At 64.5% G+C, this 16319-nt stretch carries 14 protein-coding genes and 1 tRNA gene; 10 read left to right on the top strand and 5 right to left on the bottom strand.

Annotation, left to right across the window (positions count from 1 at the left end; translation table 11 throughout):
- Positions 1-15: 15 nt before the first annotated feature.
- The 7 genes from AB4M76_RS04730 (at position 16) to AB4M76_RS04700 (ending at position 6323) form a co-directional block, all read left to right on the top strand.
- Positions 16-1098 (top strand): ABC transporter permease, encoded by a 1083-nt coding sequence (locus tag AB4M76_RS04730; RefSeq protein ID WP_368440657.1) that lies wholly within the window; start codon positions 16-18, stop codon positions 1096-1098.
- Positions 1098-2018, top strand: coding sequence for an ABC transporter permease (locus AB4M76_RS04725; protein ID WP_368440656.1), 921 nt, complete (start codon positions 1098-1100; stop codon positions 2016-2018). Before AB4M76_RS04730 ends, AB4M76_RS04725 begins: the two co-directional genes overlap by 1 nt.
- 70 nt (positions 2019-2088) lie before the next feature.
- Positions 2089-3162 (top strand): BMP family ABC transporter substrate-binding protein, encoded by a 1074-nt coding sequence (locus AB4M76_RS04720; protein ID WP_368440655.1) that lies wholly within the window; start codon positions 2089-2091, stop codon positions 3160-3162.
- A gap of 114 nt (positions 3163-3276) precedes the next feature.
- Complete coding sequence (locus AB4M76_RS04715; protein WP_368440654.1) at positions 3277-3894, top strand: glutathione S-transferase family protein; 618 nt, start codon at positions 3277-3279, stop codon at positions 3892-3894.
- Positions 3895-3946: 52 nt separating this feature from the next.
- The gene (locus tag AB4M76_RS04710) at positions 3947-4885 is read left to right on the top strand and encodes an aldo/keto reductase (protein ID WP_368440653.1); all 939 of its coding nucleotides are present in this window, start codon (positions 3947-3949) and stop codon (positions 4883-4885) included.
- Positions 4882-5538 carry a DUF938 domain-containing protein gene (locus AB4M76_RS04705; RefSeq protein WP_368440652.1) on the top strand — a complete coding sequence of 219 codons (657 nt, stop codon included), beginning with the start codon at positions 4882-4884 and terminating at the stop codon, positions 5536-5538. Before AB4M76_RS04710 ends, AB4M76_RS04705 begins: the two co-directional genes overlap by 4 nt.
- Positions 5535-6323, top strand: coding sequence for a GH25 family lysozyme (locus AB4M76_RS04700; protein ID WP_368440651.1), 789 nt, complete (start codon positions 5535-5537; stop codon positions 6321-6323). Before AB4M76_RS04705 ends, AB4M76_RS04700 begins: the two co-directional genes overlap by 4 nt.
- Before the next feature lie 83 nt (positions 6324-6406).
- Here AB4M76_RS04700 and AB4M76_RS04695 read toward each other — a convergent pair whose 3' ends face one another.
- The 5 genes from AB4M76_RS04695 to AB4M76_RS04675 all read right to left on the bottom strand — a co-directional run bounded on the left by AB4M76_RS04695 (position 6407) and on the right by AB4M76_RS04675 (position 14141).
- On the bottom strand, positions 6407-7153 hold the full coding sequence (locus tag AB4M76_RS04695) for a hypothetical protein (protein WP_368440650.1): 747 nt from the start codon (positions 7151-7153) through the stop codon (positions 6407-6409).
- Entirely contained in the window at positions 7150-9642 is a 2493-nt protein-coding gene (locus AB4M76_RS04690) for an FAD-dependent oxidoreductase (protein ID WP_368440649.1), read from the bottom strand. The genes AB4M76_RS04695 and AB4M76_RS04690 overlap by 4 nt, the downstream gene beginning before the upstream one ends.
- 212 nt (positions 9643-9854) lie before the next feature.
- A complete protein-coding gene (locus tag AB4M76_RS04685) occupies positions 9855-11258 on the bottom strand; it encodes an FAD-binding oxidoreductase (RefSeq protein WP_368440648.1) in 1404 nt (467 codons plus the stop codon).
- 2 nt (positions 11259-11260) lie between these two features.
- Complete coding sequence (gene ggt, locus AB4M76_RS04680; protein ID WP_368440647.1) at positions 11261-13042, bottom strand: gamma-glutamyltransferase; 1782 nt, start codon at positions 13040-13042, stop codon at positions 11261-11263.
- 112 nt (positions 13043-13154) lie between these two features.
- A complete protein-coding gene (locus tag AB4M76_RS04675; RefSeq protein ID WP_368440646.1) occupies positions 13155-14141 on the bottom strand; it encodes a 2-hydroxyacid dehydrogenase in 987 nt (328 codons plus the stop codon).
- A gap of 151 nt (positions 14142-14292) precedes the next feature.
- Between AB4M76_RS04675 and AB4M76_RS04670 the strand changes: the two genes are divergently transcribed.
- The 3 genes from AB4M76_RS04670 (at position 14293) to AB4M76_RS04660 (ending at position 16164) form a co-directional block, all read left to right on the top strand.
- Positions 14293-14802 (top strand): SH3 domain-containing protein, encoded by a 510-nt coding sequence (locus AB4M76_RS04670; protein ID WP_368440645.1) that lies wholly within the window; start codon positions 14293-14295, stop codon positions 14800-14802.
- Between the two features lie 85 nt (positions 14803-14887).
- Positions 14888-15880, top strand: a complete 993-nt coding sequence (locus AB4M76_RS04665; protein WP_368440644.1) for an NADPH:quinone reductase — start codon at positions 14888-14890, stop codon at positions 15878-15880.
- A gap of 209 nt (positions 15881-16089) precedes the next feature.
- Positions 16090-16164, top strand: a tRNA-Gln gene (locus tag AB4M76_RS04660).
- Positions 16165-16319 lie beyond the last annotated feature (155 nt).

The following is a 16319-nucleotide window of genomic DNA, read 5'->3' as shown; positions in this document are numbered from 1 at the left end:
CATTGGGGGTGATCTGTGATCCGCCTTGAAAAGCGCCCACAGCCCAGCCGGGCTCTCTCGCTGTCGACGCCGATCATGGCGGTCCTTGCGACATTCGTTTTTGGCGGGCTTCTTTTTGCCGTGCTGGGCAAAGACCCGGTGGAAGCGCTGCAAACGATCTTTTGGCAGCCGATCTTTGGCGAATACGCCTTTTACTACCGACCGCAACTGCTGATCAAAGGCGCGCCGCTGGTGTTGATCGCCATCGGTCTCAGCCTTGGGTTCAAGGCCGGCATCTGGAACATCGGGGCCGAAGGGCAATATATCATGGGCGCGATTTTCGGCGCGGCGGTGGGGCTGGCGTTCTACCCGGCGGAAGGCTGGTACATCTTCCCGCTGATGGTCGTGGCGGGCGCTCTGGGCGGCTGGGCATGGGCGATGATCCCGGCCTTGCTCAAGGTGCGTTTTGGCACCAATGAAATCCTCGTCTCCTTGATGCTGGTCTATGTGGCAGAGCAATTCTTGGCCTCTATGTCATTGGGGCTGCTCAAGAACCCCGAAGGCTTTGGCTTTCCCGGCTCGCGCAACCTGCAACAATACGCCCCCGCCCATAATGCCGAGCTGCTGGCCGGCTCGGGCATGCATTGGGGCGTGGTCGCGGCGCTGATCGCGGTGATCTTTGCCTATGTGCTGCTCGCCAAACACCGGCTCGGCTTTGCCATCCGCGTCACCGGCGAAGCGCCCCGCGCGGCACGGTTTTCCGGCGTGAACCCGGCGCGGCTGGTGCTCTTCTGCCTTGGCACATCGGGGCTGCTGGCCGGGCTTGCGGGGATGTTCGAGGTTTCCGGCCCCTCGGGCCAGATCACCATTGATTTCAACGTGGGCTATGGTTTCACCGCGATCATCGTGGCCTTTCTGGGCCGTTTGCACCCCATCGGCATCCTGCTCGCAGGCGGGCTGATGGCGCTCACCTATATCGGCGGTGACATTGCGCAGTCCAACCTCGGCCTGCCCGCCGCCGCGATCCAGGTGTTCCAAGGCATGCTCCTGTTCTTCCTGCTCGCCCTGGACGTTTTCACCCATTACCGGCTGCGCTTTGGCGCGGCGGAGGCTGCCTGATGGATCTTTCCGCAATCAACCCGCTTTTGTTCGTCGCAGGCTTTCTGGTCGCGGCCACGCCGCTGATCTTTGCCGCCATCGGCGAATTGGTGGCCGAAAAATCCGGCGTGCTGAACCTCGGCGTCGAGGGCATGATGATCACCGGTGCGATCTGCGGCTTTGCCACGGCGGTCGAAACCGGGTCGCCGCTTCTGGGCTTTGCCGCTGCCGCCTTGGGCGGGGCTGTGCTGAGCCTGCTCTTCGCTTTCCTCACCCAAGTCGCGCTGGCCAATCAAGTCGCCTCGGGCCTGTCGCTGACGCTCTTCGGCCTCGGTCTCTCGGCCTTGATCGGGCAAAGCTACGTCGGGATCAAACCGCCGCGGCTCGGTGACATCGACTTTGGCCCGCTGGCCGACATTCCTGTCATCGGTCCGATCCTCTTTACCCACGACATCATCCTGTATCTGGGCATCGCGCTGGTCGCCGGGGTCTGGGCGGTGCTGAAATTCACCCGCGCGGGGCTGATCCTGCGCGCGGTGGGCGAAAGCCATGACGCGGCCCATGCGCTCGGCTATAAGGTCAAGCGCATCCGCACCGCCGCCATCGTCTTTGGCGGCGCCTGCGCGGGGCTGGGCGGGGCCTACATCAGCCTCATCCGCGTGCCGCAATGGACCGAAGGCATGACCGCCGGGATCGGCTGGATCGCCCTCGCCCTCGTGGTCTTTGCCAGCTGGAAACCGTGGCGCGCATTGCTGGGGGCCTATCTTTTCGGCGGCATCACCCAGTTGCAGTTGAACTTGCAAGGCGCGGGCGTTGCCATTCCTGTGGAGTATCTGGCAATGTCGCCGTATATCATCACCATCATCGTTCTGGTGGTGCTCTCGGCTGACAAAAGCGCCGCGCCGGCGTCACTGGGCCGAACCTTCCACGCCTCGAACTAGGGGCATCACGTCACGCGGCCAAAACCGCATTCCAAGCCCCATGCAGGGGGCCAGCAACAGGGGAAACCACATGAAATTAACCACCCTCATGACCAGCGCCGCAATGGTGCTCGGCCTCGCGACCGCCGCGATGGCTCAGGATAAAACCAAGGTTGGCTTCGTCTTTGTCGGCCCCGTGGGCGACGGCGGCTGGACCTACGAGCACAACCAGGGCCGTCTGGCCGTGGAAGAAGAATTCGGTGACGAGGTCGAGACCGTCTTTGTGGAAAGCGTTGCCGAAGGCCCCGATTCCGAGCGTGTCATGACGCAGATGGCGCTGGATGGTGCTGACCTGATCTTCACCACCTCCTTTGGCTATATGGACCCGACGATCAACGTCGCCAAGAAATTCCCCAATGTGAAGTTCGAACATGCCACTGGCTACAAACGCGCCGACAATGTCTCGACCTATGGCGCACGTTTCTACGAAGGCCGCGCGGTGCAGGGCGTGATCGCGGGCCATATGACCGAGAGCAACATCGTGGGCTACATCGGCTCCTTCCCGATCCCCGAAGTGATCCGCGGCATCAACTCTGCCTATCTCCACGCGAAAGAAGTGAACCCCGACGTTCAGTTCAAAATCGTCTGGGCCTACACATGGTTTGACCCTGCGAAAGAGGCCGACGCCGCCAAGGTGCTGATCGAACAGGGCGCCGATGTGATCTTGCAGCACACCGATTCCACCGCCCCGCAGGCCGCGGCACAGGAAGCCGGCGATGTGATCACCTTTGGCCAAGCCTCCGACATGGCGCAATACGCCCCTAAGCCGCGCGTGTCCTCGATCATCGACAACTGGGCGCCCTATTACATCGACCGCGTCAAAGCGGTCATGGATGGCACATGGGAAAGCCAAGACACATGGGGCGGCATCGAATCCGGCATGGTGGGCATCGGTGAGATTACCGACGCGGTGCCTGCGGAGGTCAAAGAAGAGGCGCTGGCGCTGAAGGACAAGATGGCCAATGGCGAATACCACCCTTTCACCGGCCCGATCAAAAAGCAGGACGGCTCTGACTGGCTCGCCGAAGGCGAGACCGCCGATGACAAAGCCCTGCTTGAAATGAACTTCTATGTCGAAGGCATCGAAGGTTCGATCCCCGAATAAGCCGGATCGGCCACAGCTATGGAAAGGGCGCCGGGCAACGGGCGCCCTTTTTCGTTGCGGCGCCCCTACGTTGCGCTAGGCTCAACAGTCCACCCCCCGCGAAAGGCCCGCCGCATGATCACCGTTCACCACCTCAACCGCTCCCGCTCGCACCGTATCCTCTGGCTGCTGGAGGAGTTGGACCAGCCCTATGAGATCATCCGCTACCAGCGCGATGCCGAGACCAATCTCGCCCCGCCAGAGTTGAAGCTGGTGCATCCCTTGGGCAAATCCCCGATGATCGAAATTGACGGGCAGCTTGTGGTTGAAAGCGCGGCCATCGTCGATCTGCTTTGCAACCGTTTCGCGCCCGAGATGATCCCCGCCCCCGACACGCCCGCCTATCTGCGCCATATGGAGCTGATGCATTTCGCCGAAGGCTCCGCCATGACGCCGATTCTGCTCAATCTCTATGTCTCGCGGCTTGGCGATGCGGCGGCCCCGCTGCACCCGCGGATCACCTCGGAGCTGGACAATCACTACAGCTATATGAACAGCCTTCTGCGCCCCTCCGGCCATTTCGTGCAGGATACGCTTTCGGCCGCCGACATCATGCTCAGCTTCCCCGCCGAAATCGCCATGCGCCAAGGCCGCGCGACGGATTACCCGGCACTGAAGGGCTTCGTCGAGATGATCCAAAGCCGCCCGGCCTATCAACGCGCGCTTGAAAAAGGCGAACCGCAGGAGGGCTGACCCCCGGTGCAAGACCATTGCGCGCCCGCCGGGGTCATGCCACCAATCACATATGACAGAACCCCTCACCAGCCTCGACGGCACCCCCGCCAGCCGCCTCGCCTTTGGCACCATGCAATTCGGGGGCCGGGCCGACGCCGCTGCCTCCCGCGCCATGTTCGACGCCTGTATCGAGGCCGGAATCACCCATTTCGACACCGCGCATGTCTATACCGATGGCGCGTCAGAGACCCTGCTGGGCAGTTTTCTGGGGGACCGCCGCGAGAGCCTGATCGTGGCCACCAAAGCCGCCTATTCGGGCGGCGCGGGCCGGGCCAATATCCTCGCCTCCGCCGAAACCTCCCGCCAACGCATGCAGATCGACGCGCTTGATGTGCTCTACATCCACCGCTTCGACCCCGAGACACCGCTCAGCGAGAGCCTCAGCGCCTTGGCCGAGCTCAAGCAGCAGGGCCATATCCGCTACATTGGCCTGTCGAACTTCGCCGCCTGGCAGGTCGTCAAAGCCGCCCATGTGGCGGCGGGGTTCGGGTTGGAGATCGCGGTGATCCAGCCGATGTACAACCTCGTCAAACGTCAGGCCGAGGTTGAAATCCTGCCCATGGCCAAAGACCTCGGCATCCATGTCGCGCCCTATTCGCCACTGGGCGGGGGGTTGCTTACCGGCAAATACGCCCAAGGCGGCAGGGGCCGCCTGAGCGAGGTCGAAGATTACGCCAAACGTTATGGCAAGGAAGAGATGCATGGCAGCGCCGCAGGGCTCGCCGCCCTCGCCCGCGACCTCGACACCCATCCGGCCACCTTGGCCGTTGCATGGGCCGCGTCGCATCCGACGCGCCCGACACCGATCATCTCAGCCCGATCCGCCGAACAACTCGCCCCCTCGCTGGCCGCCTTGAACTACGTCATGTCCCCACAGACCTACGCCGCGATCACCGCGCTCTCGGCCAGCCCGCCCCCGGCGACCGATCGGCTGGAAGAGCAATCGTGAGCCCGCGCCTGCCGCCCAGTGCCAGCGTCGCCGAAACCGCCGGCGGCGACCGGCTCTTCGCCCCCGCCGCCGCGCGCAACCTCGCGCCGCTCTGCGATCTCCTGGCGGATCACGCCCCCCGCTCCGGGCGCGCCCTGGAAATCGCCAGCGGCACCGGCGAGCATGTCATAGGCTTTGCCAAACGCCTGCCCGGGCTCACATGGCAGCCCAGCGACATCGACACCGCCCGCCGCGCCAGCATCAACGCCTATGCCGCCGAAGCCGCCCTGCCCAACATCGCCCCCGCCCTACCGCTTGACGCAACCCAACCCGGCTGGGCTGCCGAACACGGCCCCTTCGATCTGATCATGCTGGCCAATCTGCTGCATCTGATCCCGACAGAGGCGGTGCGCTGCCTCACCATTGAGGCCGCCGCCGCCCTCGCCCCGGGCGGCAAGCTGATCCTCTACGGCCCCTTCAAACGCGAGGGCGAACTCACTTCCCCCGGCGACATCCGGTTCGACGCCGAGCTGCGCGCCGCCGATCCCTCGATCGGCTATAAGGACGATCTCGACATGGCCCGCTGGCTCAGCGATGCTGGCCTGAGCCCGATCGACCAGATCGACATGCCCGCCAATAACCTCGCCTTTATCGCAGGAAAGCCCAGCCCATGATCCTCCGCCGCGCCCTGATCCTGTCGCTTCTCGCCCTCGCCGCCTGCGGCACCCCAAGCGCGCCGCCCCCGGCGCCCCCCGGCGTGCTCTTCACCGCGCGTTTCAGCGACAGCGACCCGGTGGATTTTAGCGGCCGTGCCCCCCAGTCCTACCCGGTTCAGGGCATTGACGTGGCCCGCTTTCAAGACGACATCAACTGGAACACCGCCCGCCGCCACGGCGTCAACTTCGCCTTTATCAAAGCGACCGAAGGCGGGGATCTGAAAGACATCAATTTCGACACCCACTGGCGCGGCGCAGGTCAGGCTGCCGTGGCGCGCGGCGCTTACCACTTCTACTACTTCTGCACCTCCCCCGAAGATCAGGCCCGCTGGTTCATCCGCAACGTCCCGAAAACCCCCGGCATGCTGCCCCCGGTGCTGGACATGGAATGGAACCCTTTCTCGCCCACCTGCGCCCATATCCGCCCGCCGGGCGCCGAGGTGCGCGAGCAGATGCGCCGCTGGCTGGCCGTGGTCGAAGCGCATTACGGCCAGCGTCCGATCATCTACACGACGCCGAAATTCTACCGCGAGAACGACCTCGGACGCTTCCGCGGCTATGACTTCTGGCTGCGCTCCACCGCCAAAACCCCGGCCGAGGCCTACCCCGGCCAGCCCTGGCGCTTCTGGCAATATAGCGCCACCGGCATCGTGCCCGGCATCGGCGGCGACGTGGACATCAACGTCTTCTCCGGCAGCCGCACCGATTGGCAAAACTGGGTCGCCACCCGCGCCCTGCGCTAAACGCCAGCGGGGGGCACCCCCCCCAGCTTCATCCTTTTCCAAATACCGCTGCGCAGCAGCTTCCGCATACGCCACGCAAGCCTTCACCCCCGCGCGTAATGCCGCGCCACGACAAAGAGCCCGCCCACCAGCAACAGCGGCAGCAGAAAAATCCGAAACACATGCACGCCCAGCACCGCCAAAAGCGCGCCGATCAACTCATCCGCCCGGCTCCAAAGATTGCTGGCCAACTGGCGGTATTCAGTCAACCCCGGCTCTTCCTCGCCCAAAGCCTCGCTGCCGCCGACCCGGGCGGTGATCTCCTCGATCACCTCCATATTGCGCAGATAGACCCCTTCGGTGAGCCCCCCGGCCAGAGGGTCCGACACGACCAAGGCCAAAGGCAAGGCCAGCCCCAAAAACCCGCCATACCAGGCAAGCCGCCGGGGCAATCCGGCATGGCCCCGGCGGCTCAGCGCCCAGACCGCCAGCGCCACGGATAAAAGTCCCAGACCAATCGCACTCACCGGCCCCAAGGCCACCGCGATCACCCCGGTGGCCACCATCACGCCGAAAACCAGCCCCGCGATACGCTCCACCGTGTCGTCAATCGGCTCCAACACTTTTAGCGGCCGCGCCGAGCCGGAGGCGATGAAGGAGAGCCCCACCTCGATCTCCTGCGCGGTGGATAGAAAGGCGTTCAACGTGCGCAGCGTCACATAGGACGCCGCCGCCGTGGTCGCCACATCGGCCGCATAGCCCTGCGCCGCGCTGACAATAGGATTGTCGCGCAGCAGCGCCGCCGTCAGCGCCAAGACGCAAAAGAAAGCCAGCAGCGCCCGCCGGATCAACCGTCCGCCCGGATGCGCTGGTTCTTCGGATCATAAGGGCTGTCTTCGACCACCTCGGCCTCCCACAGTTGATCGAGCATCTTTACCTTCAGCCTCGTGCCTACCACCGCATCCTCGGGTTTGACATAGCCCATGCCGATGCTCTTGCCGAAAGCCACGGAATAGCCGCCCGAGGTCAGCCGCCCGGTGCGGGCCTCGCCATTATACAGCACCTCGCGTCCCCAGGGATCCGCATCCTCCGGCCCGTCGATCAGCACCGTCACACATTTCGCGCGCATGCCGTGATCGACCATCGCCTGCTTCCCGTGAAACTCCTTGTTCAGGTCCACAAAACGCGGCAGGTCCGCCTCCAAAGGCGTGGCGTCCCGCCCCAGCTCATGCCCAAAGGCGCGATAGCTCTTCTCCTGCCTAAGCCAGTTCTGCGCCCGCGCGCCGACCAGCTTCATCCCATGCGGCCGGCCTGCCTTCTCCAACTGGTCAAAGAGGTGGTTCTGCATCTCGATCGGGTGATGCAATTCCCAGCCGAGTTCCCCGGTATAGGCCACCCGGATCGCCCGCACCGGCACCATGCCCAACTCGATGTCGCGCATGGTCAGCCAGGGGAAGCGTTTGTTGCCAAGCACCGCCTCCGGCTCCGCATCCCGCACCAAGTCCCGCAGCACATCACGCGACTTCGGCCCGGCAATCGCAAAAACGCCCCATTGCGTAGTCACATCATGGCATTCGACATAGCCGACCTCGGGCATCTTGTTGGCAATCGCCTTGCGCAGATAATCGCTGTCATAGGCCGTCCACGCCCCCGCCGAGACCAGGTAATATTCGTCCTGCGCCAGACGCACGATGGTATATTCCGTCCGCGTCGTCCCCGCCCCGGTCAGCGCATAGGTCAGATTGATCCGCCCCACCGACGGCAGCTTATTGCAGGTAAACCAGTCAAGGAAATCCGTCGCCCCCGGCCCCCGCACCAGATGTTTGGTAAAGGCCGTGGCATCAATCAGGCCCACGCCCTCGCGGATCGCCCGCGCTTCCTCCACCGCATATTGCCACCAGTCCCCGCGCCGGAACGACCGGCTGTCAGCATCGCTGAACCCCTCGGGCGCGAAATAATTCGGCCGTTCCCAGCCATTCACCTGCCCGAACTGCGCCCCCCGCTCGGCTTGCCGATCATATGCCGGAGAGGTCCGCAACGGACGGCACGCTGGCCGCTCCTCATCCGGGTGGTGCAGGATATAGACGTGGTCGTAGGCTTCCTCATTCTTGCGCGCGGCATATTCCGTGGTCATCCAATCGCCGTAGCGTTTGGGGTCAAGGCTCGCCATGTCGATCTCGGCCTCGCCCTCAACCATCATCTGCGCCAGATAATACCCCGTGCCCCCCGCCGCGGTGATCCCGAAAGAGAACCCTTCCGCCAGCCACATATTCCGCAGCCCCGGCGCAGGGCCGACCAGCGGGTTGCCATCGGGCGTGTAGCAGATCGGCCCGTTGAAATCGTCCTTCAGCCCCGACTCCTCGCAGGACGGAATCCGGTGGATCATCGCGGCATATTGGTCCTCGATCCGCTCCAGATCGAGCTGGAACAGATCCGCCCGGAAGCTATCCGGCACCCCATATTCAAACCGCGCCGGCGCCCCCTTCTCATAGACCCCGAGAATCCAGCCGCCGCGCTCCTCACGCACATAGCTCTGCGCATCGGCATCGCGGATCACCGGGTGCTCACCGTTGCCCGCCGCCCGGTAGTCAACCAAGGCCGGATCGCGGTCCATGACGATGAACTGATGTTCCACGGGAATCGCCGGCATCTTGATCCCCAGCATCCGCGCCGTGCGCTGCGCATGGTTGCCGCTCGCGGTCACCACATGTTCGGCGGTGATGACGATCTGCTCTTCCGACGGCACAAGGTTGCCGCCCTTCTCGACCATCTTGGTGCAGGTCACTTCCCAATGCGTCCCGTTCCAGTGAAACCCATCCGCCTGCCACTTGCGCTCAACCGCCACGCCACGCTGCCGCGCCCCCTTGGCCATCGCCATCGTCACATCGGCGGGATTAATATAGCCATCGGTCTGGTGATAAAGCGCGCCTTTCAGATCCGACGTCTCAATCAGCGGCCATTTCGCCTTGATCTCATCGGGGCTGAGCCATTCATAGGGCACGCCGCAGGTCTCGGCGGTGGAGGCATAGAGCATATACTCATCCATCCGCGCATCCGTCTGCGCCATGCGCAGATTACCCACCACGGCAAAGCCTGCGTTGAGCCCGGTCTCCGCCTCCAGCGTCTTATAAAACTCAACCGAATACTGATGAATATGGGTGGTGGCATAAGACATGTTGAACAAAGGCAAAAGCCCCGCCGCATGCCAGGTGGAGCCGCTCGTCAACTCATCGCGCTCCAAGAGCATCACATCATCCCAACCGGCCTTGGCCAGATGATAGGCGATCGAGGTGCCCACCGCGCCGCCCCCGACAACCAATGCTTTGACTTGCGTTTTCATCTGCCAATTCCCCTACGCTAGGCCCATTCCCGTTGTACGCAGCAGCGCCATGCCGCGCAGGCAACAGCCGACCCAACAGGAGCAAAAACCGACCTTACCCGCTCAGCAAACCCACCAAAGCCGCATCGGCGCGCCTGCCCCCCCCTTCATCCTTTTCCAAATACCGTGCACAGCCTGGCCTGCCCCGCAACATCTGGGCAGGCCGCCCCCGCTCACCCCGGCAGAACCTTCCCCGGGTTCAGAATATTGTCCGGATCAAACGCGGCCTTCACCATCGCCATCACATCCACCGCGGCGCCCAATTCCTTGCGCAGATAGGGGCGCTTGCCCTGCCCGATGCCATGTTCCCCCGTACAGGTGCCCTCCATGGAGATCGCCAATTCCGCCAGCCAACTGACAAATGCCTCGCCCCGGGCCACCTCCTCCGGGTCGGTCATGTCGATCAGCAGCGAGGCGTGGAAATTCCCGTCCCCGGCATGGCCGACGATCGGCGCGACCAGTTGCAACTCCTCCGCCCGCGCCTGTGCGGCGACCACGGCATCGGCCAGTCGAGAGATCGGCACGCAAACATCTGTCGACACGGATTTGCACCCCGGACGCAGCGCCAGCACCGCCCAATAGCCATCATGCCGCGCTTGCCAAAGCTTGTTGCGCTCCTCTGGCGTGGTGGTCGCCGCATAGCCGTTGCCGCCATATTCTTCGGCCAGCATGCCAAAGGTCTCGGCCTGTTCGACCACCCCGGCTTCCGAACCGTGAAATTCGAGAAGCAGCAGCGGCGTCTCTGGCAGGGTCAGCTTGGAATAGGCGTTCACCGCCTTCACCACATCGGCATCCAGAAGCTCGATCCGCGCCACCGGCAGACCGTATTGGATCACTGCCATCACCGTCTCACTGGCCGCCTGCACCGTGGGGAAGGAGCAGCGCGCCGAAGAGATCGCCTCGGGGATGCCCTGCAAACGCAGGGTGATCTCGGTGATGATCCCCAGCGTGCCTTCCGAACCCACCATCAGCCGGGTCAGATCATAGCCCGCCGAGGATTTCCGGGCCCGCCCCCCGGTGCGGATCACCCGGCCATCGGCCAAGACCACCTCAAGGCTCAGCACATTGTCCTTCATCGTGCCATAGCGCACCGCATTGGTGCCACTGGCCCGCGTCGCCGCCATGCCGCCGAGCGAGGCATTGGCGCCGGGATCGATCGGGAAAAACAGCCCCTGATCGCGCAGATGCGTGTTCAGCGCCTCGCGCGTCACCCCCGGTTGCACGCGGCAATCAAGATCGCCGGCATTGACCGCGACGATCTGGTTCATCTCCATCATATCGATGCAGATGCCGCCTGCGGGGGCGTTCACATGGCCTTCAAGCGAGGTGCCGGTGCCAAAGGCGATCACGGGGGTCTTATGCGCGGCGCAGATGCGTACGGCGCGCGCCACATCCTCGGTCGAGGTGGCCATGACCACCCCGTCAGGCGCCTGCGTGTCGATCCATGTCGTCGTATGGCCATGCTGCTCGCGAATGGCCTGCCCGGTCAGCAGCCGCGGCCCAAAGGCCTCTGCCAACTCATCTAACGCCGCCGCGATACCCGTTTCATTCCGCGGCAGTTCTGCAATCTTCGTCACTTTCACTCTCCCAAGGCGATCCCTTCGCGGCGCGGGTCCGCCCCGCCGCGCAGCTGCTCGCCAATTTCAATCATATGCAGGCCAGAGGTCAGCGCCCGCACATTCGTTTCAAATCCCATCTCTTGCAGCGGCCCGGCCATCGGCTCAAGCGCGCTGCCTTCCTCCAGATCAAAGGTGCCAAAGCGGTTCACCGCATGGGGCGCGGCCACCGCCTGTTGCACGTCCATCCCCCAATCGAGATGGGCGATGATCGCCCCCGCCACATAGCCAATGATCCGGCTGCCCCCGGGGCTGCCCAGAGCCAAGACCGGCGCCCCCTCTTTCAGCACGATGGTCGGCGCCATGGAGGACCGCGGCCGTTTGCCCGGCTCCACCCGATTGGCCACCGGCACCCCCTCCACATGGCTGCGGAAAGAAAAATCGGTGAGCTCATTGTTAAGCAGGAACCCCGCCGCCATGACCCGGCTGCCAAAGCCGTTCTCGATCGTGGTCGTCATGCTCGCCACATTGCCCATCGCATCGACGATAGAGACATGCGAGGTCGAGGGCAGTTCAATCGCCTGATCATCGGCCCAGTTCAGCGCATGGTCAAAGGCCGGCCTGCCGGGGGTCACTTCGGGCAGCGCGTCATCGCCCTCAAGCAATGCGGCGCGGGTTTTCAGATAGGCCGGGTCCAGCAAGCCCGTCACCGGGACGGGGACGAAATCACTATCCGCCAGATACCGTCCGCGATCTGCAAAGGCGAGCCGCGAGGCATCCCCAATCAGCCGCAAGACCTCGGCATCCTGCGGCCCGGCTGACAGGTCGGCCTCCGCGAGCATCCCCAGTATCTGCCCTACCGCAACGGCGCCCGAAGACGGCGGCCCCATGCCGCAGACCTCATGCCCCCGGTAAGGCGCACAGACCGCCGCGCGTTCCTTGACCTGATAGATCGCCAGATCCATGTCCGACAGAACGCCCGGCTGATCGGCCCCCTGCACTGCCGCCACGATCTGCTTGCCAATCTCCCCGCCATAAAAGGCGTCCGGCCCCTCTTCGGCAAAGATGCGCAATGTCTCGGCATAGGCCGGGTTGCGCAGCACGGCCCCGGCTTCGATCGGCGCCCCGCCGGGCAGGAAATAGGCCGCCGTATCAGGGGCACGCCCCAGACGCGCGACATCCCCCGCCACCAGTTCCGCCAGACGCGGCGAAACGGTGAACCCGGCCTCGGCCAGTTCCGCCGCAGGGGTCAAGAGATCCCGCCAGTCCTGATTCCCCCAACGCGCATGCGCCTCGGCCATCAAAGCGGGCGTGCCCGGCGTGCCCACCGAAAGCCCCCCAACCACGGCATCAAAGAACTTGAGCGGCGCGCCCTCGGCATCCTGAAACAGGCGCGGCGTGGCCGCCAAGGGCGCGGTCTCGCGCCCGTCCAATGTGGTGACCTGCCCCGTCGCGGCGTCATACCAGACCAGAAAGGCGCCGCCGCCCAAGCCAGAGGATTGCGGCTCGACCAGCCCCAGCATCGCCTGAACCGCCACCAAAGCATCCGCCGCCGTGCCACCCCGCGCCAGCACGTCCGCCCCGGCCTGCACCGCATGGGGGTTGGCCGCCGCGACCATCCAGTTCTGCGCCTCGACAGGACGCCCGGCCGCCTTGGCCGCCAGCGCCGCCGCCACCTGGGGCGAGATCGCTTCAAAGCCCGCAGCACCCGCGCCCGCCGCTTCGGGGGCCACCGCATCCGCCGCCTGCTGCGCCGCAGCCGCCCCGGCCAGCAGCATTCCGCCCAGAGTTAAGATCACACGCATCGTCCCCACCCCTCTTTTTGGCCCTGAACACTTGGGAAGTTTGCGGGGCAACGCCCCTCATTCCCAAATAGAATACGCTGCGGCCCCGCCGCTCTGCCGGGCTGTCAAAGCGTTACAGCATTGACGGCACAACCTGATCCGGCGGACGGTGCCCATCGTCAAAGGTCTTGATGTTGATCAAGACCTTCTCGCCCATCTCGATCCGCCCTTCGAGCGTGGCCGAGCCCATATGCGGCAGCAGCACGACATTCTTCAACTCGCGCAGACGTGGATTGATCTCGCGCCCATGTTCGTACACATCGAGCCCCGCGCCCTTGATCTCCCCCGTCCGCAGCATCCGCGTCAGGGCGTTTTCGTCGATCACCTCCCCGCGCGAGGTGTTCACGATCACCGCGTCGGGCTTCATCAGCCCCAGGCGGCGCGCGTTCATCAGATGGAAGGTGCTGGGCGTATGGGGGCAGTTGATGCTGATCACATCCATCCGGCTCACCATCTGGTCAAGGCTCTCCCAATAGGTCGCCTCCAGGGCGCCCTCAATCTCTTCGCGCAGACGTTTGCGGTTGTGGTAATGCACCTGCATGCCAAAGGCCCGCGCACGGCGCGCCACGGCCTGACCGATCCGGCCCATGCCCAGAATGCCCAAACGCCGCCCGCCGACGCGCCCGCCAAGCAGCGCCGTTGGCGCCCAGCCGTCCCAATTGCCCGATTGCATCACCGCCATGCCCTCGGGCATGCGGCGGGTCACGGCAAGGATCAGCGCCATGGTCATATCGGCGGTATCATCGGTCAGCACCCCGGGGGTGTTCGACACCAGCACGCCGCGTTGCCGGGCGGTGGCCACGTCGATGTGATCGACCCCGGCGCCGTAATTCGCGATCAGCTTCAGCCGCTCCCCGGCCTGCGTGATCAGCGCGGCGTCGATGTCATCCGTAATCGTCGGCACCAGCACATCGGCCTGCCGCATCGCCACGCCCAATTCCTCTCGGGTCATCGGGCGGTCGTCTTCTCTCAGGGTCACGTCGAACAGTTCCGACAGGCGCGTTTCCACCGCCTCTGGCAACCGTCGCGTCACTACAACACTCAACCGCTTCTTTGACATGCCTGCTCTCCCGGTCTTGGCGTCGCCTCAATTCGGGGGCATGGTGTCCCATGCGGCGACGAGGCACAAGAACTCGCGTGGCAAAAAGAGCAAGGACCCCGCAGATTTGCACAGACCGACCACCGCAGTGACCCGACTTGCAGGCACCCCCATGAGAACCGTTTTCCTCCGCAGCGTCCTGATGCTGGCCCTGCTGCTTTTGGCCCCATCCGCGCCGCTCAGCGCTGGCGAAGAGCGCGGCCCCGTGACCAATCTGCCGCTGCCGCGTTTCGTGTCGATGAAAGCGTCAGAGGGGAATGTGCGCCGCGGCCCCTCTCTGTCGCACCGGATCGACTGGGTCTATAAACGCCGCGACCTGCCGCTGCGGATCACCGCCGAACACGGCCATTGGCGCCGGGTCGAAGACCGCGATGGCATGGGCGGCTGGGTGCATTATTCGCTGCTATCGGGGGTGCGCACCGTCTTGGTCGAACAGGACATGCTGCCGCTGCACAGTAAGCCCGACCCGAAAGCGCCTGTCGTGGCCCGGTTGGAACTCGGCGTGGTGGCCCGGCTTGGCGAATGCACGCTGGAATGGTGCGAGCTGCGCTCGGGCGGCTACACCGGCTGGGCGCCGAAAGTCCGGCTCTGGGGGGTGGAGGCCGAAGAGCTGCGCGACTAAGCCCCACGTTTACGCCCCCCGCGATTGCATGCCCCGCACGCTTGCGCCACTCTGCCCGCATAGCAGGAAGCCCGGGAGCCCAGACATGCACGCCATTACCTATGACAGCTTCGGTGCCGCCGCCGATGTGCTGCGCCTGACCGAGATGGAAACCCCATCACCGCAGCCCGGCGAAGTCTCCGTGACGCTGCGCTATTCAGGGGTGAACCCCTCGGATGTCAAAGCCCGCGCCGGCAGCCGCCCCGGCGTGACCAAGCCGCCCTTCCCCCGGATCATCCCGCATAGCGACGGCGCGGGCGAGATCACCGCCGTGGGCGCGGGCGTCGATCCGGGCCGGGTCGGCCAGCGGGTCTGGATCTGGAACGGCCAATGGCAACGCGCCTTTGGCACCGCCGCCACCCATATCACCCTGCCCGCCCATCAGGCGGTGCCGCTGCCCAAGGAGGTGTCCTTTGAAACCGGGGCGCAACTGGGCATTCCCGGCCTTACCGCCTGTCACGCGGTCTTTGGCGCCGGTGCGGTGGCGGGTGAGACGGTACTGGTGCAGGGCGGTGCCGGCACGGTGGGCTATCTGGCGGTGCAGCTGGCGAAATGGGGCGGCGCGCGGGTGATCGCAACCGCCCGCCCGCGTGACTTTGACCTGTTACATGCTGCGGGTGCCGATGCGGTGCTGGACTACGCCGCCCCCGATTTGGCGCGGCAGGTCCTGGATGCCAATGCGGGCAATCCGGTAGAGACCATCGTCGAGACGGAATTCGGCCTGAACATCGAGACCGATACCCAATGCATCGCCCCCAATGGCCGCATCGCCGCCTATGGGTCTGCGCGGGAGATGACCCCCAGCCTGCCGTTCTACCCGCTCTTGTTCAAAGCCGTCACGATCGACATCCTGCTGATCTATCTGCTGCCCCCCGCCCCGCGCGAACAGGCCATCACAAGGCTGCACCACGCGCTGGAGGACGGCGCGCTCGATTGCCCCATAGATCGCATCCTGCCGCTGGCCGAGGCCGCCGAAGCCCATGCGCGCGTCGAAGCCGGCCAGCGCAGCGGCGCGGTGCTGCTGGACTGTCAGGGCTGATCCGTCTTGCGGGGGTCCGCACCTTTGCGCCCCCGGCCAAACCGCGCAGGGCTTGGAAGGCCTAAGAAATCCCCCGCAATCGGCACGCAAAAAGCTGCCGAATTGCCCCGCCAAACCCGGCCCTGCTTTATCGCAGGCAAAGAATACTCTAAATTTTCAAAAAACGCTCTTGCACACCGCGCCAGAGAACTTTAGTTAGCGCCCTGTGTTGGGATGTAGCCAAGTGGTAAGGCAACTGTTTTTGGTACAGTGTACCGTAGGTTCGAATCCTACCATCCCAGCCAACACTCTCCTGCATTGCTGAACTAGGGCCTCACCGACGGTCAGGGCCCCGTCTGACAATGCCGTCGCGTCTTGCCGCCTTCCTCCAATTTTGGACGAGAGCGCAGGGCATCAAGAATCTTCGTCTAACACCCAATTGCATCACAAAGCCGCCACC

The organism is Sulfitobacter sp. PS-8MA, from assembly GCF_040933935.1.
GTDB lineage: Bacteria > Pseudomonadota > Alphaproteobacteria > Rhodobacterales > Rhodobacteraceae > Sulfitobacter.
Note: the sequence above shows the minus strand (reverse complement) of the source record. Positions and strands in the feature narration are given on the sequence as shown.